This window comes from Pyxidicoccus sp. M6 (genome assembly GCF_055568925.1).
Window position 1 is genome coordinate 6,881,430 of the sequence record NZ_CM145714.1, and the last position, 22,206, is coordinate 6,903,635.

The 22,206-nt window shown below is 71.7% G+C and carries 1 protein-coding gene (cut by a window edge); it reads right to left on the minus strand.

Going from position 1 to position 22,206, the window contains the following annotated elements; genetic code table 11:
* Positions 1-22,064: the 5' portion of a non-ribosomal peptide synthase/polyketide synthase gene (locus tag ACVTJA_RS27440; protein ID WP_465823921.1), read on the minus strand. It extends 17,959 nt beyond the left edge of the window; the window shows 22,064 of its 40,023 coding nt (coding positions 1-22,064); the start codon lies at positions 22,062-22,064; the stop codon falls past the left edge of the window.
* Positions 22,065-22,206 lie beyond the last annotated feature (142 nt).

Consider the following 22,206-nt stretch of genomic DNA (forward strand, 5'->3'; position numbering starts at 1 on the left):
GGAGCCGACGCCTGTCCCGCTGGAGTCACCACCATGGTGCCCTGCAGCTTCGCCGGGGCTGGCGCCACCGGAGCCTGCGAGGGCAGCGCAGCGGGAGCGAACGTCCCGCTCACAGTCGTCTGTCCGGGCTTCACCTCCACCCAGCAGCGCTTCTCCTGGAACGGGTACGTGGGCAGGTGCACCTTGCGGCGCTGCTCGTGCGCGTAGAAGGCGGACCAGTCCACCTCCACGCCCAGCGTCCACAGCTCGCCCACGGCCTGCATCAATCCCGACTGCTCCGTGGTGGTGCCGCCACGTCGCAGCGTGGCCAGCGCCTTCACGCGGTCGCGGTCCTGCCCCAGGCACGCGCGCACCAGTGGCGTGAGGTCCTGAGCCGGGCCCACCTCCAGCACCACGCTGCAGCCCTCTTCGAGCAGGGCCCCCACGGCCTCGCTGAAGCGCACCGGCTGGCGCATCTGGTTCGCCCAGTAGCGCGGCTCGGTCAGTGCACCCGGCTGCGCCCACGTGCCCGTGACGCTGGACGCGTACCGCAGCGTCGGCTCCGCGCGGCGAAGCGACGCCACCACGCGCTCCAGCTCCGGCATCAGCGGGTCGATATCCGCCGAGTGGAACGCATGCGGCGCGGGCATGCGCACCGCACCGATGTCACGGCGCTTCAGCTCCTCCTGGAGCCGTTCCACCTCGGCCACCGGCCCGGCGACGACGCACCGGTCCGGAGAGTTCAGCGCGGCCAGCTCCAGCCGTCCGGACAGCAGCGGCATCACCTGCGCCTCGGACATGGCCACCGCGAGCATGGCCCCCGGAGGCATGCGGTGCATCAGCTCACCTCGCGCCACCGCCAGCTTCACTGCGTCCTCCAGCGGCAGCGCGCCCGCGATGCATGCGGCGGCGTACTCGCCGAAGCTGTGACCCAGCACGGCGTGGACCTCGAGCCCCCAGTCCATCCACATCCGCGCCAGCGAGTACTCCACGGAGAACAACGCGGGCAGTGCCACGCGCGTGTCCGCGAGCAGCGCGGTCAGCTCCGCGTCCTTCTGCTCCGGAGCCGCCTGCAACAGCGTGCGCACCCGCGCTCGCAGCGACTCTTCCAGCAGCCCGAGGCACGAATCCACGTGCGCGCGGAAGGTGGGCTCGGCCGAGTACAGCTCGCGGCCCATGCCCAGTTGCTGCGCGCCCTGGCCCGGGAACACGAGCGCCACGCGGCGCCGCCGTGCCGACTCGTCCTTCACCTTCACCGCCGTGTACGGCTTGCGGAGCTGCTTCACGAGGTCCGCCGCGTCCGCTGCGACGACGGCCCGGCGGAACTCGAAGACCTTGCGGCCCAGGGCGTGGGTGAAGGCCACGTCCGGGAGCGACAGCTCCGAGGCCTGGGCCTCCGCGTGCGAAGCGAGCTGCTTCGACGCCGCCTCCAGCGCCTCGGGGCTGCGCGCCGACAGCGTCACGACATGGTGGGTCCGCGTGGTGGAGCCACTGGTGGACATAGGGGATTCCTCGAGCACGGCGTGGGCGTTCGTGCCGCCGATGCCGAACGAGCTGACGGCCGCGCGACGCGGCGTCTCGCCCCTCGGCCACGACCGCAGGGATGTATTGACGAAGAAGGGACCGGAATCGAAGTCGATCTGCGGGTTGGGGCGCTCGAAGTGCAGGCTCGGAGCAAGCTCTCCGTGGTGCAGCGACAGCGCGACCTTGATGAGGCCCGCGAGGCCCGCCACCGTGTCCAGGTGGCCGACGTTGGTCTTCAGTGAGGCCAGCGCGATGGTGCCGCGGCGGTCCGCCGCCAGCCCGTACGCACGCTGGAGCGCGGCCACTTCAATCGGGTCACCGAGCGGCGTCGCGGTGCCGTGCGCCTCCACGTAGCCGATGTCCTTCGGCTCGAGGCCCGCGCGAGTCATGGCCTGGGTGATGACGGCGGACTGGCCCTGCACGCTGGGCGCGGTGAAGCCCGACTTGTGGCGGCCGTCGTTGTTGGTCGCCGTGGCGCGGATGACCGCGTAGATGGCGTCGCCGTCGCGCTCCGCGTCCTCCAGGCGCTTGAGCACCACGGAGGCCACGCCGTTGCCGGCGATGGTGCCCTGCGCCTTCTCGTCGAACGCGCGGCAGTGCCCGTCCGGAGAGAAGATCATCCCCTCCTGGTACACGTAGCCCGTGCGCTGCGGCACGGTGAGGCGCGTCGCGCCCGCGAGGGCCACGTCGGACAGGCCAGCCAGCAGGTTCTGACAGGCGAGGTGCACGGCCACGAGGCCCGTGGAGCACGCGGTGTAGACGAGCGTGCTCTCACCCGTGAGCCCCAGCTTGTAGGACGTCTTCGTGGCCAGACTCTCGTGCGTCGCGGTGCCGTACAGCTCCATGATGGCCGCGCCGTCCAGCGGCACCGTGGCGCGCACCGCGTCCGTGTAGCCGGAGTCCGTGGCGCCCGCGTAGAGCGAGATGGCCCCCGGGAAGCGCTCCGGGTCGATGCCCGCGTCTTCCAGCGCGCTCCACGCGCACTGGAGGAACAGGCGCTGCTGCGGGTCCATCCACTGCGCCTCGCGCAGGGACATGTCGAAGAAGGCGTGGTCGAAGCGGTCCACGCCATCCAGCACGCCGCCCGCGGCGACGAAGTTCGGGTGCTGCCACAGCTCCATGCCGTCCGGCAGGCCGGGCATGTGCTCCAGCTCGTCCGCGGTGAAGCGGGAGATGGACTCGATGCCCTCGCGCAGGTTGCGCCAGAACTCCTGCACGGACGCGGCGCCGGGGAAGCGGCCCGCCATGCCGATGACGGCGATGGCGCCCGAGCCCTTCTCGGTCTGCACGGTGGGACGCGGACGGTGCCCGGGCGCGGGCTCCTGGGCCTGCGCGGCGGCACCGGCGGCCTCGCGCTCCAAGCGGAGGGCGAGGTCATGGACGGTGGGGTGCTCGAAGAGCCACACCACGGGCAGCTCGCGCTTCAGCTCCTCGCGCAGGCGCGCGGCGATGCGGACCACGGACAGCGACGTGCCGCCCAGCTCCTCGAAGAGGTGGTCGTGCACACCGACGCGGTCCGCGCCGAGCTCCCTCGCGTAGAGCGCGGCAATCTGCTGCTCCAGCGGATTGGCGGGCTCCACGAAGCGGCCCATGCGGCCAGTGGACGCGGCGTCGGGCGCGGGCAGCGCCTTGCGGTCCACCTTGCCGCTGGGGCTGAGCGGCAGCACGGGCAGCGTCACGAAGATGGACGGCACCATGTACTCGGGCAGCCGCTGGCGCAGCTCCGCGCGGAGCGCGGTCGTGTCGAGCGACTGGCCCTCGCGCGGCATGGCGTACGCCACCAGCCGCTTGTCGCCGGGGACGTCCTCGCGGACCACCACGGCGGCCTCGTGCACGGCGGGGAGGGCGCGCAGGGCGGCCTCCACCTCGGGCAGCTCGATGCGGAAGCCCCGCACCTTCACCTGGTGGTCGACGCGGCCGATGAACTCCAGCGTCCCGTCCGCGTGCCAGCGGGCGAGGTCTCCCGTGCGGTACAGGCGCTCACCGGGCGTCGTGGAGAACGGGTCCGGGATGAAGCGCTCGGCGGTGAGGTCCGGGCGCGAGACGTAGCCCTGCGCCAGGCCGTCGCCACCGAGGAGCAGCTCTCCCGCCACGCCGACGGGCACCGGTTGCAGGCGCGCGTCCACCACGTACACGCGCGTGTTGTCGAGCGGCCTGCCGATGGGCACGGTGAGGCCTACCTGCTCGGGCCGCTCCAGCGTGTAGCAGGTGGCAATGACGGAGACCTCGGTGGGGCCGTAGCCGTTGGTGACGGACTTGCCCAGGTTCTCCAGCACGCCGCGCGCGTGCGGCACGGAGAGCACGTCTCCGCCCGAGTGGATGGCCCTCAGCTTGCGCAGGATGTCGGGCCGGTGCTCCGCGAGCTGCGAGAAGAGGCCCGCGGACGTGTGCATGAACGTGACGCCGTGGCGGTCCACCGCCTGGCCCAGCGCGTCCAAGTCGCTCGGCACGGACTTCGCCGGGAGGATGGCGAGCTTGCTGCCGTGCAGCAGCGGAATCCACATCTCCATCACGGAGCCGTCGAAGGAGATGGGCGCCAGGAGGATGCCCGTCTCGCGCGTGCCGAAGCCGAGGTAGGGCTCGCTGTACACGAGGCGCAGGACGCCCCGGTGCTCCACGGCGACGCCCTTGGGACGGCCCGTGCTGCCCGACGTGAAGATGACGTAGGCGACGTGACGAGGGCCGATGCCCGACTCGAGAGGCGTCGTGGGCTGGGACTCCAGCGCCAGCTCCTCCGCGAAGAGGCACGGCACGGACTCCTCCGGCAGGTGGAGCTGCGCACGCAGGGCGCGAGAGGTGAGCAGCAGCCGGGGCCGCGCGTCCTCCAGCATGAAGCCGAGCCGCTGCGCGGGGTACGCGGGGTCCAACGGGACGTACGCGCCGCCCGCCTTGAGGATGGCCAGCAGCGAGACCATCAGCTCGATGCCGCGCTCCAGGCTCACGGCCACGCGCGAGTCCGGGCCCACGCCGTGCGAGCGCAGCAGGTGCGCCAGCCGGTTGGCCCTCGCTTCGAGCTGCCCGTAGGTGACGCGCTGGTCGCCGCACTCCAGTGCGATGGCGTCGGGGCGCTGCGCGGCGTGGAGCGAGAAGGCCTCATGGATGGTGACAGCAGGGTACGGACGGGTGGTGTCGTTCCAGTCGACGAGGACCTGCTGGCGCTCTTCGGGCGTGAGGAGGGGCAGGGTGGCCAGCGGCCGTTCCGGCGTGGCGACGATGGCCTCCAGCAACGTGCGCAGGTGGCCGGCGAGGCGGGCCACCGTGGCCGTCTCGAACAGGTCGGTGCTGTACTCGATGACGCCGCGCAGCCCGTCCGGTGCCTCGGCGAGCATGAGGCCCAGGTCGAACCGCGCGGTGGCGTTGTCGACTTCCAACGGGCGCATCGTCAGGCCCGGGACGCGCAGCTCCTCGGTGGGAGCGTTCTGCAGGGCGAAGATGACCTGCACCAGCGGGCTGCGGCTCAAGTCACGGTGGACGTTCAGCTCCTCGACGAGCTTCTCGAAGGGCAGGTCCTGGTGCTCGAAGGCGGCCAGCGTGGTGTCACGCACCTGGCCGAGCAACGCGCGGAACGAGTCTTCCGGCCGCACGCGGGCGCGCAGCACCAGCGTGTTGACGAAGAAGCCGACCAGCCCCTCCAGCTCGCCCTGACGGCGGCCGGCGATGGGCGAGCCGATGAGCAGTTCCTCCTGCCGGCTGTAGCGCGACAGCAGTACCTGCCACGCGGCGAGCAGAGTCATGAAGGGCGTGGTGCCCTCCTGCCGCGCGAGGGACAGCAGGCGCACCACCAGTTCGCGGGGAAGGTGCACGGGCAGCAGTGCACCGTGGGGGCTGCGCACGGCGGGCCGGGCCTTGTCGGTGGGAAGGTCCAGCACCTGAGGCGCACCGGCGAGATGCTCCTTCCACCACTCGACTTCCCGAGCGAGCACGTCGCCCTGGAGCCACTGGCGCTGCCACGCGGCGAAGTCCGCGTACTGCACGGGCAGCGACGGCAGCATGGGCGTCTTGCCCGAGGTGAAGGCCTCGTAGCCCGCGGCCACCTCGCGAATCATGACCGCGATGGACCACCCGTCCGAGACGATGTGGTGCATGACGAGCAGCAGGACGTGGTGCTCCGCATCCAGCCGCAAGAGCCGCGTGCGCAGCAGCGGGCCGGCGCCCAGGTCGAAGGGACGGCTGGCCTCCTCGGTGGCGAGACGGAGCGCTTCGGTCTCGCGCGTCTCCGCGGGCGTGGGCTCCAGGTCGGTGATGGGCAGTGCCCATGCGGCGTGCGGATGGAAGACCTGGACGGGCTGGCCTTCCTTCATCGCGAACGTCGCGCGCAGGGCCTCATGGCGCGCAACGAGGTGCTCCAGCGCGCGGCGCAGGGCCTCGGTGTCGAGCGTGCCATCCAGCCGGAGCGCGCCCACCATGTTGTAGTTGGTGCTCCCGGGCTGGAGCTGGTCGAGCACCCACAGGCGCTGCTGGGCGAACGACAGCGGCAGCTCTCCGTCACGCGGGACGGGACGCAGCGGCGGCGTCTTCGGTCCCTCGGTGCGGACGAGGAACTGCTCCTCCACGAACTCCGTGACTCGGGCCACCGTGGGCGCGCCGAAGAGGGCGCGCAGGGGCAGTTCCACCTGGAAGGTGGAACGCAGGCGCGAGATGAGCTGCGTCGCCAGGAGCGAGTGACCGCCCAGGGCGAAGAAGTCATCGTGCAGGCCCACGCGCTCCACGCGGAGCAGCTCGCGGAAGATGACCGCGACGCGCTGCTGGAACGGAGTGAGCTTCTCGGGCACGGCGGGCGCGGACGTCGTGGTACCCGTGGAAGCATCCGGCGCGGGGAGCGCCTTGCGGTCCAGCTTGCCGTTGGGCGTGAGGGGCAGGGCCGCGAGCGCGACGAAGGCGGACGGCACCATGTGGGCCGGCAGCCGCTCCGAGAGGAAGGCCTTCAGCGTGGCCGCATCCGGCGTGGGCGTACCCGTGACGTAGGCCACGAGCCGCTTGTCTCCGGGCACGTCCTCGCGCACCAGCACCACGGCCTCGCGCACGGAGGCGTGGGCACGGAGGGCGGACTCCACCTCGCCCGGCTCGATGCGGAAGCCGCGCACCTTCACCTGCGCGTCCACGCGGCCGGCGAAGTCGAGCGTTCCGTCCGCGAGCCAGCGCGCACGGTCTCCCGTGCGGTACATGCGCGCGCCCGGCCTGCTGCTGAACGGGTCCGGTACGAAGCGCTCGGCCGTGAGGGCAGGGTGGCCGGGGTAGCCACGGCCCACGCCCTCGCCGCCGATGAACAGCTCGCCGGGCACACCGGTGGGCACCGGCTCGCCGTTCTTGCCAAGCACGTACACGCGCGCCCGGGCCACGGGCCTGCCGATGGGCAGCGTCACCGCGTCCGCCGAGACGTTGGCGGCGGGGTGGAACGTCGCGGCCACCGTCGTCTCCGTGGGGCCGTAGAGATTCACGACCTGACCCCGAGGCCCGGCCGCGAGCACGGCCCGCACGGCGCGAGCGTCCGCCTTGTCGCCCCCGAAGAAGACGTTGCGCAGCGAGGCCAAAGCCTGGGGCTGCTCGCGGGCCACCTCGTTGAAGAGAGCCGTGGTGAGCAGCACCGTGGTGGCGCCCACCTCGCGCAGCTTCTTCGCGAGCTGCGGCGGGGACAGCGTGACGTCGCGCGGGATGATGACCAGCCGAGCGCCGTTGAGCAGCGCGCCCCAGACCTCGAACGTCGCCGCGTCGAACGACGGCGTGGCCACCTGCGCGACGCAGTCCTCCGGCGTCAGGCGCATGTAGTTCGTGTCACGCACGAAGCTGACGATGGAGCGGTGCTCCACGCCCGCGCCCTTCGGCGTGCCAGTCGAGCCCGACGTGTAGAGCACGTACGCGAGCTGCCCCGGCGCGACGGACACGCCCGACAGCGCCGTCGCGGGTTGACGGGAGATGACCGGCCACTCCGAGTCGAGGCTCACCGTGGGTCGCCCATGCTCGGGCAGCGACGCGAGCACGGGCTGCTGCGCCACGACGGCGGAGACACCCGCGTCCTGGAGCATGAGCGCCAGTCGCTGGCGGGGATACGCAGGGTCCAGCGGCACGTAGCAGCCGCCGGCCTTGAGGATGCCCAGCATGCCCACGAGCAGCTCCGGCCCGCGCTCCACGCAGAGGGCCACACGCGCCTCGGGCTTCAGCCCCAGCGACAGCAGGTGCCGCGCGAGCTGATTCGCGCGGGCATCCAGCTCTCCGTACGTGAGCGTGCGGCCCTCGTGCTCCACGGCCACCGCGTTTGGCGCGCGACGAGCGTGAGACTCGAAGAGGGCCGGGATGGACTCCGCCACGGAGGCGCCGGACGTCGTCTCGTTCCAGGCCACCAGCACCTGGGCGCGCTCGGCCTCGTCCATCAGCGGCAGGCGGCTGACTCGGACCTTCGCGTCGCGGACCACGGCCTCCAGCAGCACGCGGAAGTGCTTCGTCAGCCGCTCCGCGGTGGCCACGGAGAAGAGGTCCAGGCTGTACTCCAGCGCGCCCTCCAGGGCTCCGCCGCGCTCCATGAGCGAGAGGCTCAGGTCGAAGCGCGCGGTGTCCGTGACGGTGTTCAGGATGTGCACCTGCACGCCCGGCAGCGACGGCGGCTGCATGGGCGCGTTCTGCAGGGCGAACATCACGTTGAACAGCGGCGCACGGCCCTCGGTGCGCTCACCACCGAGCGCCTCCACGAGCCGGTCGAACGGCACGTCCTGGTGGACGTACGCGGCCAGCGAGGACTCGCGGACGCGGTCCACCAGCTCCGCGAAGGTCGGATCGCCGTCCACGCGCGAGCGCAGGACGAGCGTGTTGACGAAGAAGCCGATGAGCGGCTCCAGCTCGGACCGGGTGCGGTGGGCGATGGGGCTGCCCACGGCGAAGTCGTCCTGGCCGGAGTAGCGCGAGAGCAGCGTCTCGTACGCGGCCAGCAGCACCATGAAGAGGGTTGCGCCCTGCTCGCGGCCCACCTTCTCCAGCGCGTGGACCAGCTCCTCCGGCAGCGTGAAGAAGTGGCTGGCGCCGCGCAGCGTCCGAGTCATCGGACGGCCCGACTCGGCGGGCAGTTCCAGCGCGGGGACGCCCTGGAGGCGCGACTTCAGCGACTCGAGCTGGGTCTGGATGCCCTCGGACTGCACCCACTGGCGCTGCCATGTGGCGAAGTCCGCGTACTGCACCGGCAGCGCGGGCAGCGGAGAGGGCTGGCCCTCCTGAAGCGCTGCGTAGACGGAGGCGACTTCACGCACCAGCACGCCCATGGACCAGCCGTCCGAGACGATGTGGTGCATGCAGAGCAGCAGCACGTGCTCCGCGGCTCCCGTGCGCACGAGCACCGTGCGCAGCAGCGGGCCGGTGGTGAGGTCGAACGCGAAGTGGGCCTCCTCGGCCATGCGCTTGCGCAGGGCGGCCTCGCGCGTGGACGCGTCCAGCGTGCTCAGGTCGTCCACCGGCAGCGACCACTGAGAGGGCGCGGGGTGGATGACCTGCACGGGCTGGTCATTTCGCGTGGCGAAGGTGGTGCGCAGCACCTCGTGGCGGCGGACCACTTCCGCGAAGGTGTTGCGCAGGACGTCCACGTCCAGGTCGCCCGTGAGGCGCAGGGCCACGGGGACGTTGTAGACGGCCTGGCCCGGCTGGAACTGCTCCAGGAACCAGAGGCGCTGCTGCGCGAAGGAGAGCGGCAATGCGCCCTCGCGCGGCACGGGCAACAGTGGCGGCATCTCCGCGCGCGTCGCGTGCAGGAGGAGCGCTTCGATGCGCTCGGCGAGCTGCGTGAGCGTGGGCGCCTCGAACAGGGTGCGCAGCGGCAGCTCCACGCCGAACTGCGCGCGGACCCGCGTCACGAGCTGCGTGGCCAGCAGCGAATGGCCGCCCAGCTCGAAGAAGTCGTCGTGCGCGCCCACGCGCTCCACACGGAGCACCTCGCGGAACAGGCCCGCGAGCTGCTGCTGGAGCACGGACATCGAGCCCGTGTCCGAGTCCGCCGAGTCCGTCGGAGTGAGGTCCGGCGCGGGCAGTGCGCGGCGGTCCACCTTGCCGTTGGGCGACAGGGGCAGGGACTCCAGCGCGACGAAAGCGGTGGGCACCATGTACTCCGGCAGGTGCCGGCGCAGGTGCTCGCGCAGGGCTCCGGTGTCCACGTCCTCGGGCGTGACGTACGCGACGAGCCGCTTGTCTCCCGGCACGTCCTCGCGCACCACGGCGGTGGCCTCGGCCACGGCGGAGTGCTTGCGCAGCGCCGCTTCGACCTCACCCAGTTCGATGCGGAAGCCGCGCACCTTCACCTGGAAGTCCACGCGGCCCAGGAACTGGAGCGTCCCGTCCGCGAGCCAGCGCACCCGGTCTCCCGAGCGGTACAGCCGCGCGCCCGGAGTCGTCGAGAACGGATTGGGCACGAAGCGCTCGGCGGTGAGCGCGGAGTGGCCCAGGTAGCCCCGGGCCAGGCCGTCACCGCCGATGAACAGCTCACCGGGCACGCCCACGGGCACGGGGCGCAGCGCCTCGTCCAGGACGTACACCCGCGTGTTGGCGATGGGCCGGCCGATGGACACGGACTCGCCGATGACGTCACCGGGCGACAGCCGATGCGTCGCGGTGAAGGTGGTGCTCTCGGTGGGGCCGTAGCCGTTGATGATGGAGCGGCCCTGCGCCAGCCGCTCGCGCACGCGCGGCACCGGCAGCACGTCGCCACCCGCGAGGAGCTGCGGCACGCGGGCCAGCGCCTCCGGCTGGTGTTGTTGCATCTGGTCGAACAACGCCGCCGTCAGCCAGAGCACGGAAACCTGATGGCGCACGAGCGCCTGTCCCAGCTCCGCCAGGTCCGGAGTCCCCTGCGGGTAGAGCACCAGCCGCGCGCCGTGGAGCAGCGCGCCCCAGACCTCCAGCGTGGACGCGTCAAAGGCCAGCGGCGCGAGCTGGAGGACGACTTCGCTCGCCCCCAGGTTCACGAAGCGCGAGCCGATGAGCAGGCGCACCACGCCCCGATGCGGAATGGCCACGCCCTTGGGCGTGCCCGTCGAGCCGGAGGTGTACGTGACGTACGCGAGGTTGTCCGGGCCCACGGTGACGTCCACCGGGTGCACGGGCTGGCGCGAAATCCGCTCCCACTCGGAGTCCAGCGACACGAGGGGCTGCGAGCCCGCGGGAAGCTCGTCCTCCAGCGACTGCTGCGTGAGGATGGCGGCCACGCCCGAGTCCTCGAACATGAACGCGAGCCGCTGCGCCGGGTAAGACGGGTCCAGCGGCACGTACGCGCCGCCGACCTTGAGGATGCCGAGCACGCCCACGACCAACTCCAGGCCGCGGTGCATGCAGACGCCGATGCGCGACTCGGCGCCCAGGCCCAGCGAGCGAAGGTGGTGCGCGAGCTGATTCGAGCGCGCGTCCAGCTCCGCGTAGGTGAGGGTGCGGCCCTCTTGCTCCACGGCCACGGCATCCGGAGTGCGCCGGGCCTGCGCGGTGAAGAGCGCGTGGACCGTGGCATCCGCCGGGTACTCGGCGCGGGTGTCGTTCCACTCGACGAGGAGCTGGTGTCGCTCGCGCTCGGTCATGAGCGGGAGCTCACTGAGGCGCAGCTTGGAAGCCCCCTGTGCCACGGCCTCCAGCAGCACGCGCAGGTGCTCCACCATGCGGCGCGCGGTGTCCGGCGTGAAGAGGTCCAGGCTGTACTCGAGCTGGCCCTCCAGCGCGCCCCCGCGCTCCATCATCGCGAGCGTCAGGTCATACCGGGACGTCTCCGTGGCGAGCGGGAGCACGCGCACGTCGAGGCCCGGAAGCGACGGTGCCTCCAACGGCGTGTTGAGGAGGACGAAGAGCGTCTGGAACAGAGGCGTGCGGGAGAGGTCGCGCTCCCCGCCGAGCGACTCCACCAGCCGGTCGAACGGCACGTCCTGATGCGCGAAGACGCCCAGGGACTCCTCGCGCACGCGGGCGATGACGCTCGCGAACGTCGGGTCTCCGTCGAGCTTCGCGCGCAGCGCCACCGGGTTGACGAAGAAGCCGATGAGGTCTTCCAGCTCGGGCCGGTCGCGGTGGCCCACCGAGGTGCCGACGCAGAAGTCGCGCTGTCCCGAGTACCGCGCCAGCAGCGCCTGCCAGCCGGCCATCATCACCATGAACAGCGTGGCGTTCTGCTCGTGCGCCACGCGCTCCAGTCCGGCGATGAGCTCCGCCGGGAAGCTGAGGAAGTGCGTGGCCCCGCGCAGGCTCCGCGATGCGGGCCGCGCATGGTCCGTGGGCAGCTCCAGCACCGGAGCGTCCTGGAGGTGCGAGCGCCACCAAGCGAGCTGAGGCTTCAGCGCGTCGCCTTCCAGCGTGCGCCGCTCCCAGGCCGCGTAGTCCGCGTACTGCACCGGCAGCGACGGCAGCACCGCCTCGCGGCCCTGCGCGAGGGCGCCGTACAGCGCGGCGACCTCACGCACAATCACTCCCATGGACCAGCCGTCGGAGACGAGGTGGTGCATCACCAGCACCAGCACGTGCTCGTCCGTACCCGAGCGCAGCAGCACCGTGCGAAGCAGCGGGCCGTGCTCCAGATTGAAGGCGCGGTGGGCTTCCTCGCTCATGCGCCGCTGCATGGCGGCCTCACGCGCGGAAGGCACCAGCGCGCTCAGGTCCTCCACGGGCAGCGCCCACTCGGACGGAGCCGGGTGGATGACCTGCACGGGCCGGCCGTCACGGGTGGCGAAGGTGGTGCGCAGCGCCTCGTGGCGGCGGACCACCTCCGCGAAGGTGCGGCGCAGGACGTCCACGTCCAAGGATCCGCGCAGGCTGAGCGCGGCCGGCATGTGGAAGGCGGCCTGTCCCGGCTGGAGCTGCTCCATGAACCAGAGCCGCTGCTGCGCGTAGGAGACCTCCAGGGCATCGCCGGACGTACGGCTGACGCGCTCCAGGGGCGGCAGCGCGGCCCCGGGCACTACCGCGTCGATGCGCGCCGCGAGGCGGGCCACGGTGGGGGCCTCGAAGAATGCACGGAGCGGCAACTCCACTCCGAGCTGCGCGCGCAGCCGTGTCACCACCTGCGTGGCCAGCAGCGAGTGACCGCCGAGGATGAAGAAGTCGTCGTGCAGACCCACGCGCTCCACGCGGAGCACTTCCCGGAACAGCGCGGCGAGCTGCTGCTCACGCGGCGTCCGAGGCTCCGCGAAGTCCGCCGAGGAGCCCGTGTGCGCCGGTGCCGGCAGGGCCTTGCGGTCCACCTTGCCGTGCGACGTCAGGGGCAGGGCGGCCAGCGGCACGAAGGCCGACGGCACCATGTACTCGGGCAGGCGCTCGCGCAGGGACTCGCGCAGGCTCGCCACGTCCGCGTCCGCGGGCACGACGTAGGCCACGAGGCGCTTGTCGCCGGCCACGTCCTCGCGGACCACCACGGTGGCCTCGGCGATGTTCGTGTGGGCGCGCAGGGCGGCTTCGATTTCGCCCAGCTCGATGCGGAAGCCGCGCACCTTCACCTGCGAGTCCATTCGGCCGAGGAACTCCAGCGTGCCGTCCGCGAGCCACCGCACGCGGTCTCCCGAGCGGTACAGCCGCGCACCCGGCGTCGTCGAGAACGGATGGGGCAGGAAGCGTTCCGCGGTGAGTGCTGGGCGGCCCAGGTAGCCCCGGGCCAGGCCCTCGCCGCTGATGAACAGCTCGCCGGGCACGCCCACGGGCATGGGGCGCAGCGCCTCGTCGAGCACGTAGGCCTGCGTGTTGGCGATGGGCCGGCCGATGGAGACGGAGTCACCGACGGCATCCCCGGGCGACAGCCGGTACGTGGTGGTGACGACGGTGACCTCGGTAGGGCCATAGGCGTTGCGGATGGAGGCGCCCAGGGCCAGCCGCTCACGAACCCGTGCGGCGGGAATCACGTCTCCGCCGACGATGAGCTCCTTCACGCGAGCCAGCGCCTCCGGCTGGTGCTGCTTCATCACGTCGAAGAGGGCGGTGGCGAGGATGACGGCCGTCACCCCGTGCTCGGTGATGAGCCGCGCCAGCTCGGTCACGTCGGGAGTGGACGCGGGGTAGAGGACCAGTCGCGCACCGTGCAGCAGCGCGCCCCAGATCTCCAGCGTCGTCGGGTCGAAGCTCAGCGGCGCGACCTGGAGCACGACGTCAGCGGGACCCAGGTTCCAGAAGTCCGTGCCGAACAACAGACGCAGCACACCCCGGTGCGGCACGCCCACGCCCTTCGGCATGCCCGTCGAGCCGGACGTGTACGTCACATACGCGAGGCTGTCCGGCTGGGCCGGAGCGGCCACGTCATGCGAAGGCTGGCGCGCGACGACGTCCCAGTCGGAGTCCAGGCACACGACGGGCCGCGAGCCCGCGGGCAGCACCGGCACCAGGGACTGCTGCGTGAGGACGGCGGAGATGCTCGCATCCTCCAGCATGAAGGCCAGTCGCTGCGCCGGGAGCGCCGGGTCGAGCGGCACGTAGGCGCCGCCTGCCTTGAGGATGCCGAGCAGTCCAACCACCATCTCCAGACTGCGCGTGGCGCACACGCCGATGCGCGGCTCCGTTCCCAGGCCCAGCGACAGCAGGTGCCGGGCGAGCTGGTTGGCGCGCGCATCCAGCTCCGCGTAGGTGAGGGCGCGATCCTCGAAGCGCACGGCCACGGCGTCGGGCGTGCGGCGGGCCTGCTCGGTGAAGCGCTCGTGGACGGTGGTGACCGGGTAGTCCGCGCGCGTGTCATTCCACGTGACGAGGATCTGCTGGCGCTCGGCCTCGCCCATCAGCGGCAGCTCGCTCAGACGGCGCTGCGCGTCCTCGGCGATGCCCCGGAGCAGGCGCTGGAAGTGCTCCGCCATGCGCCGCGCGGTGTCCGGCGTGAAGAGGTCCAGGCTGTATTCGAGCTGTCCCTCCAGCGCCCCGCCGCGCTCCATGAGCTGCAGCGTGACGTCGAACTTCGACGTGTCCGTGGCGCTCGGCAACAGCTCCACCTGCATGCCCGGCAGTGACGGCGGCTGGATGGGCGCGTTCTGCAGGACGAAGAGGGACTGGAAGAGGGGCGTGCGGGACAGATCACGCTCGCCGCCAATCGCCTCCACGAGCCGGTCGAAGGGCACGTCCTGGTGGGCGAAGGCGCCCAGGGACTCCTCGCGCACGCGGCCCAGCAGCGTGGTGAAGGTCGGGTCACCCGCGAGGTTGCAGCGCAGCGCGAGCGTGTTGACGAAGAAGCCGATGAGGCCTTCCAGCTCCGGACGCGTGCGGTGCGCCACTGGCGTGCCCACGCTGAAGTCCGTCTGCCCCGAGTAGCGCGCCAGCAGCGCCTGCCAGCCGGCCATCAGCACCATGAACAGCGTGGCGCCGTGGCTCTGGCCCACCTTGTCGAGCGAGGCCACCAGCGCCGGAGGCACGGTGAAGAAGTGCGTCGCGCCGCGCAGGGAGCGCACGGCCGGACGCACGGAATCGGTCGGCAGCTCCAGCGCCGGAACGTCGCGCATGCGCGAGCGCCACCACTCCAATTGCGATGCGAGCGCCTCGCCCTCCAGCACGCGCCGCTGCCAGGCGGCGTAGTCCGCGTACTGCACCGGCAGCGACGGCAACACGGGCTCGCGGCCCTGGGCCAGCGACTCGTACAGCGCGGCCACCTCGCGCACCAGCACGCCCATGGACCAGCCGTCCGAGACGATGTGGTGCATGTTCAGCACCAGCACGTGCTCGTCCGCGCCCGAATGCAGCAGCACCGTGTGCAGCAGTGGGCCGTGCTCCAGGTCGAAGGCGCGGTGCGCGTCATCGCGCAGGCGCTTTTGCACCGCGGCCTCGCGAGCCGTGCGCTCCAGCGTGCTCAGGTCCTCCACGGGCAGCGCCCACTCGGACGGAGCCGGGTGGACGACCTGCATGGGCCGGCCGTCGCGCGAGACGAAGGTGGTGCGCAGCGCTTCATGGCGGCGGACGACTTCCGCGAAGGTGCGGCGCAGCACGTCCACCTTCAGCGCGCCCGTCAGCCGCAGGGCCACGGGGATGTTGTACGCGGCCTGTCCCGGCTGGAGCTGCTCCAGGAACCACAGGCGCTGCTGCGCGAACGAGACCTCCAGCGTGGCCTCGGAATCCGTCGCGCGCGGCAGCGTCTCCAGGGGCGGCGCCTCGGCGGCGACGCGGGACGAAGCGCTCTGCAGCGACTGCACGCGCTCCGCGAGGCGGGCCACGGTGGGGCACTCGAAGACGGAGCGCAGGGACAGCTCCACCTTGAGCTGCGCGCGCAGCCGCGTCACCACCTGCGTGGCCAACAGTGAGTGGCCACCGAGGGCGAAGAAGTCGTCATTCGCGCCGACGCGCGTCTGGCCGAGTACCTCGGTGAAGATGCGCGCCACGGCCTCCTCGGCGGGCGTGCGCGGGGCGACGTACTCGTCCTCGATGACGATCCGGTCCGCTTCCGGCGCGGGCAGTGCGCCCCGGTTCACCTTGCCGCTGGGAGTCAGTGGCAGCGTGGGCAGCACCACGAAGGCGGAGGGCACCATGTGCGGCGGCAGCTTCTCCACCAGTGCCTGACGGACGCGCGCCACTTCACGAGCACTGCGCGCGCCGCGCAGCGGGTCGTTCGCGAGGCGGTCCAGCGGCACCGGCTCGTGTGCCTCCGGCATCAGGTCCACCAACGCGGCCTCACCCGGCCGGGCGAACACGACATCCACCGAGCCATCCGCGTACGCGGACGCCCAGCTCACCCGCACCTCGTACCCGAGCGCCCCTCCGAGCGCGTACAGGTCCTCCGGCTCCACGCCACGGGAGCCCGGCCAGTCGCGCAGCACCTCGCGCAGCGCGGCCACGGTGGGCGGCCTCCCCGAGCCCGTCAGCAGGTCGACGAGGCGCGCATCATCCAGCACGCGCGCGTTCGGCAGCCGTCGCACCGCGAACAGCGCGGGCTTCGACTCCAGCCGCTCACGCAGCGCCTCCAGCGTGAAGCCACTGCCGTCCACCCACTCGGGCTGCACGGACGAGCCCGCCTCGCCGCCGACGTGGAGGATGACCTCGTAGCGGAAGCGGCTCAGCTCGTTGTCGTAGCGGGCGTGCTTGGGCAGCACCTCCACGCGCGAGATGCCCGGCACCTCACGGACCAGCGCGGTGAAGAAGGCAGGGGAGACGACCAGCTCCTCCTCGGCCAGCACGTCGCGCTGCACGCGGTACAGGAGCTGCGCGGAGGACAGGTTCGACGGCGCGCGGTGCAGGCGGATGGACGCGCGGAACGCGTTGAGCAGCGCCAGGTTGCGCACGTCGCCCAGGAAGATGCGGCCGCCGGGGCGCACGGCCTTCACCGCGCCGCGAATCACCTGGAACAGGTAGTCCGCGCTCGGGAAGTACTGGAGCACCGAGTTGCAGATGACCGTATCGAACGAGCCCGGCTCGATTCCGGAGAGGTCATCCACCGAGCGGTGCAGCAGCTTCACGGAGGCGAGCGACTCGCCCAGCCGCTCGCGCTGGCGCTCGATGCGATCCAACGCGGGCTTCGCGAAGTCGATGCCCCAGTACGCCTCGCAGCGCGGGGCCAGCCGGTACAGCAGGAGGCCCGTGCCGCAGCCCAGCTCCAGGATGCGGCGCGGCTTCAGCGCGAGAATCTGCCGCACGGTGGTGTCCACCCACTCGCGCATCTGCGCGGCGGGCAGCGCGTCCCCGGTGTAGCTGTCATTCCAGCCGGAGATGTCGAACGTCGGGTCCTCGCTGCGCGAGCCCTCGGTGTACGTCTCGTCGTAGACGGCCTTCCACTGCGACGTCTGGTCCACCGGGCCCGCGTCCTTCAGGTCCCCGAGCACCAGGTACGCCGCCAGCCGCTTGTCACCGGGCGAGTCCTCGCGCGCCATCACCACCGCTTCGCGCACGGTGGGGTGCGTGGTGAGCGCGGACTCGATTTCGCCCAGCTCGATGCGGAAGCCGCGAATCTTCACCTGGTTGTCGATGCGGCCCAGGTACTCCAGGTCTCCGTTGGGCAGGCGCCGCGCGAGGTCTCCGGCGCGGTACAGCTTGCGTCCCGGCACGGGCCCGAAGCGGTCGTCCACGAAGCGCGCGGCGGTCAGCTCGGGGCGGCGCAGGTAGCCTCGCGCCACGCCGAAGCCACCGACGTGAATCTCACCGGGTACGCCCACCGGCACGGGCTGGCCGGACGCATCCAGCAGGTAGATCTGCAGGTCGGGAATCGGGCAACCGATGACGCTGGACCACGGCCGGTCCAGGTCCAACATCCGAACCGGTCGGTATGTGACGTGGACCGTCGTCTCGGTGATGCCGTACATGTTGACGAGCGTCGGGCGCTCGTCGCCGTGCCGCTCGAACCACGGGCGCAGCGCGGCCAGGTCCAGCGCCTCGCCGCCGAAGATGACGTAGCGCAGGGCCAGGGCCGGCAGCTCACCGGCGGAGGCGGCCTGCTGCTCGGCGTGGATGAGCTGACGGAACGCGGTGGGCGTCTGGTTGAGGACGGTGACGGCCTCATCGGCCAGCAGCTTGTAGAAGGCCTCGGGCGAGCGGCTCACCCAGTAGGGCACCACCACCAGCCGGCCGCCGTAGAGCAGCGCGCCCCACAGCTCCCAGACGGAGAAGTCGAACGCGTACGAGTGGAACAGCGTCCACACGTCCTGCGCTCCGAAGTTGAACCAGGGGTCCGTGGCGGTGAAGAGGCGCACCACGTTGTCGTGCTGCACCATGCAGCCCTTGGGGCGGCCGGTGGAGCCCGAGGTGTAGATGACGTACGCGAGGTCCGTCGGTGAGTTGCAGCGGGGCGGACGCGGGGCGCTGGTGCCGGACTCGAACACCTTGTCGATGCGCACCACGGCGGCGCTGCCGGCCGGGGGCACGCGGTCCTCCAGCGAGGCCTGCGTTACCAGCATGGGAGCCTGAGCGTCCTCCAACATGAAGGCGAGCTGCTCGCGCGGGTACGACGGGTCGATGGGCAGGTACGCGCCGCCAGCCTTGAGGATGCCGAGCAGCGTGACGACGAGGTCCAGGCCGCGCTCCAGGCACACGCCCACGAGCACGTCCGGCCCCACGCCGTGGCGGAGCAGGACATGGGCCAGCTTGTTGGCGCGCGCGTCCAGCTCCCGGTACGTGAGGTGCTTCGACTCGAAGGTGACGGCGATGGCGTCCGGCGTGCGGTCCACCTGCGCCTCGAAGCGCTCCACGAGCGTGCCGTCGCGAGGCGCGTCCACGCGCGGGTTCCAGGCGTGCAGCACCTGCTGACGCTCGGCCTCCGGCATCAGGGGCAGCTCGGTGAGGCGCGCGGACGGTGCCTCCACCATGCCGCCGATGACCACCTCCAGGTGGCCCAGCAGCCGGTCGATGGTCTCCGCGTCGAACAGGTCCGTCGCGTACTTGCAGCCGATGAGCAGGCCGTCCGGGCCGTGCGCGGCCTCGAAGGTGAGGTCCAGCTCGGTGGTGCGGTTGTCCAGCAGCGACACGTCCACCGTCAGCCCGTGGCCCGCGGGCATGCCGTGCGGGATGTCGTAGTCGTCGAGGACGAAGGCGATGTTGTACAGCTCGCGCCGCTGCGACCCGGGCTGCGCCGCCGCGAGCACGTGGTCGAACGGGACGTGGCCGTGCGTGAGCGCGCCCAGCGTGCTCGCCTTCACCGCCTTGAGCAGGCCCGTCACCGTGGCCTCGGACGGCAAGCGCACGCGCAGCGGGACGAAGTTGGTGCAGTCACCCACCAGCGAGCGGATGCCCGGCACGTCGCGGCCGGAGATGGCCGAGCCGAGCACGAAGTCGGCCTGGCCGCTCCACCGGTGCAGCACGGTGGACAGCGCGGACACCACGCACATGAACGGCGTGGCGCCCTCGCGCCGGCCCAGCGTGTGCAGCTTCGTCATCAGCGACGCGGGCAGCAGGCGGGAGCGGCGGGCTCCGTGGAAGGACAGCCGCTGCGGCCGAGGCCTGTCCGTGGGCAGGGCCAGCAGCGACGGCGCCTCCGCGAGCGTCTGCTTCCACCACGTCAGCTCCTTGGCGAGAGCCTTCGGAGTGAGGTGGGCGCGCTGCCACGCGGAGAAGTCCGCGTACTGGAGCTCGGGCTCGGGAAGGGGAGAGGGGCGGCCCTCGGCGAAGGCGGCGTGAAGCGTGGCCAGCTCGCGCACCAGCAGGCCCACGGACCAGCCATCCGCGATGAGGTGGTGGATGGAGACGACGAGGACATGGTCGTCCGGCGCGAAGCGCAGCAGCGAGCAGCGCAGCAGCGGGCCGGTGGTCATGTCCATCGGCTGCCGCCCGTCGAGGCCGGCCTGCTGGTCGAGCACGGACTGGCGCGACTCGGGCGGATGGGCCGTGCAATCCACTTGCGGCAGGGGCACGGGGGCCGGCGCGTGGACGTGCTGGCGCAGCTCGCCGTTGTGCGAGCTGAAGGTGGTGCGCAGCACCTCGTGACGGCGCACCCACTCCGCCAGCGCGCGCTCCAGCGCGGAGACGTCCAGCGGGCCGCGCAGCGTGAGGGCCAGGGGGATGTGGTACGCGGTGGAGGACGGCTCCAACTGCTGGATGAACCACAGCCGCTGCTGGGCGAAGGACGCGGGGATGGGCGCGGCCGCGTCCTGACGACGACGCAGGGGCGGAAGCGACGGCGCCCCGGCTCCACCCGAGCGGGACAGCGACTCCGCGAGGCCCCGCAGGCTCAGGTCCTGGAGGAGGGCGGCGGCGGAGACGCGCATGCCGAACCGCTTCTCGATGCGTCCCTGGAGGTCCGCGGCGGCGAGCGAGTCCATGCCGAGCCGCGTAAGCGGAGCCTCCGCGTCCTGCTTCGCGGCGTCCGGTCCGAGCACCGCGACGAGCTCCTCGCGCAGCGCCTGCTCCAGCTCCAGGGCCGCTGCCGTGGGCTCCACTGAAGTCGCCTGCATCTCCTGCATAGGCGCGGGCGCGGGCGCCTGTGACACCGCCGCATCCGTGCGCCACAGCACGGACAGCTCACCGGACACGAGCGCCGCGCGGCTGGCGAAGCGCTGAATCTTTCCGCTCGACGTCTTGGGCACCGCGCCCGGAGGCAACAGCGCAATCGTGTGCGGCTGCACCTCCAGCTCGCGGGCAATCGCCTGCCTCACGGTGTCCGCCACGGCCTCCAGCGCGGACGGGGCCGCGGCCTCGGCCAGCTCGCGGCCCACCTCGGCCACCACCGCGAGCGCCTCGCCCGCCGGCGTCTCCACTGCGAAGGCCGCTACACCGCCCGGACGCACGCGCTTGTGCGCGCGCTCCACCACCGACTCCACGTCCTGCGGGTACAGGTTCCTTCCGCGCAGGATGATGAGGTCCTTGCGCCGGCCCGTGACGATGAGCTGGCCGTCCTCCAGCAGCAGGCCCAGGTCTCCGGTGCGCAGGTACTTCGGCCCATCCTCCGCGCCGATGGGGACGGCCTGGAACGTCTCCACGCTCTGCTCGGGCTTGCGCCAATAGCCCCGCGCGATGCTCCCGCCGGACACCCAGATTTCACCCACGCGTCCCGGCGCGCACGGCACGCGAGTCTCCGGGTCCACCACCAGCAGGCGCTGCTCCGCCAGCGTCATGCCGCAGCCGACATGCGCCCGGCTTCCCGCCGCGCCAGCCTCCGCACGCACGGCCGTCCCCCGAGCGAGCGCCGCGTCCTCCAGCACGTGCACGCGAGGGACGCGGCCCTTGTCCTCACCGGTGACGATGAGCGTGCCCTCGGCCAGGCCGTAGCACGGGTAGAACGCCTCGCGGCGGAAGCCGGTGGGCGCAAACACCTCCGCGAAGCGGTCCAGGGTCGACGAGCGGATGGGCTCGGCGCCGGTGAAGGCCACCTCCCACGCGCTCAAATCCAACGCCTGGATTTCCTCCGGCGTCGCACGGCGCGCGCACAGCTCGTACGCGAAGTTGGGGCCGCCGCTGATGGTGCCCTTGAAGCGGGACACGGCCTCCAGCCAACGCATGGGGCGCTGGAGGAAGGACATGGGTGACATCAGCGCGACGTGGAAGCCCGCGTACAGCGGCTGGAGGATGCCGCCGATGAGCCCCATGTCGTGGTACGGCGGCAGCCAGATGACGCCCGTGCTGTCGTCGCGCACCTGGAAGGCATTGGCGATGAGCCCCAGGTTGTGGAGCAGGTTGGCGTGAGACAGCATCACGCCCTTCGGCGTGCCCGTGGAACCAGACGTGTACTGGAGGAACGCGAGCGAGTCCGGGCCCACGTCCGGCTCGCGCCACGAGGACTCGCCGCCCGCGGGCAGCTCATCCGTGGCCAGCCAGTGCAGCGCGCGGAAGTCCGGCGCCTGCTCGAAGACGAAGTCCGCGAGCGCGAGGATGCCGGAGGTGGTGAGCACCACCGTGGCCTCCGCGTCCTGGATGATGGCTCGCAGGCGCGGCAGCGTGCGCTCCAGCCGCACCGGGTCCGGGGGATACGCGGGCACCGCGATGGCTCCCGCGTAGAGGCAGCCGAAGAAGCCCGCGATGTAGTCGAGCCCCGGCGGATACAGCAGCAGCACGCGCTGACCCACGGCGCCTCGAGCCTGCAGCACGGCGGCGATGCGGCGCGCGCGCTCGTGCAATTCGAGCGAGCTCAGCGACGCTTCTTCGCCTTCGGAGTCACCAAGGAACGTGTACTGACGGTCGTGGGCCTTCGCCCCGGTCGCGCGGTGGACCAGGACATCGTTGAGGAGTCGAAAGGTGTGGGGCATGGCGGCGGCGCTCTTCCGTCCGGTTATCAACGGGGCGCCTCATATCAGGCTGTGCCCACGTTTAAAGATTGGACAGAGACGTCGCACTGTTACTCCTGCTCTGGATTTACCCAGAGCGCGGAGCACGACAACTGAGTGAGCA